Source organism: Reinekea sp. G2M2-21 (assembly GCF_015687175.1).
Taxonomy (GTDB): Bacteria; Pseudomonadota; Gammaproteobacteria; order Pseudomonadales; family Natronospirillaceae; genus Reinekea.
Genome location: NZ_JADPQG010000041.1, coordinates 1 through 515 on the forward strand (window position 1 = coordinate 1; position 515 = coordinate 515).

The 515-nt window shown below is 47.4% G+C and carries 1 protein-coding gene; it reads right to left on the reverse strand.

The window, feature by feature from the left end:
• Window positions 1–515, reverse strand: a 515-nt coding sequence (locus IYN85_RS25650) for an IS3 family transposase (protein ID WP_196161831.1), incomplete at both ends; no start/stop codon positions are given.

Consider the following 515-nt stretch of genomic DNA (forward strand, 5'->3'; position numbering starts at 1 on the left):
TGTATGAGTACCTTCTCTTTAGGTTGGCGACGCCAGATCGCCATCATAAGGGCATCAATAACCAGATCCGCCCTAGGGTTCGCTTTCATGCTCCAGCCGATGACTTGCCGGTTGAACAAGTCGAGTACCACCGCTAAGTACAACCAACCTTCATGGGTTCTGATGTACGTGAAGTCCGTAACCCAAGCCTGATTTGGCTCAATGACTTCAAACTCTCGATCTAAGGTGTTAGGTGCCACCTGACTCAAGTCGCCACCCTTAAACCCTTTGTGTTTTTTATAGCCACGATGAGAGAGGATGCCGTGTTGGTGCATGATGCGATACACCCGATTCTTGCCAACGTGTTCATTGTCGTCCTTGAGGTCTTTGGTGATGTTACGATAGCCGTACACAAATCCGCTTTCCGTCCAGAACTGTTTAATCTTAGTCAGCAAGCGATCGTCTTCTAATTCTCGATTAGACTTTGGTTTCTTTAGCCAGGCATAAAAACCACTGGGATGTATCTCTAACACTCG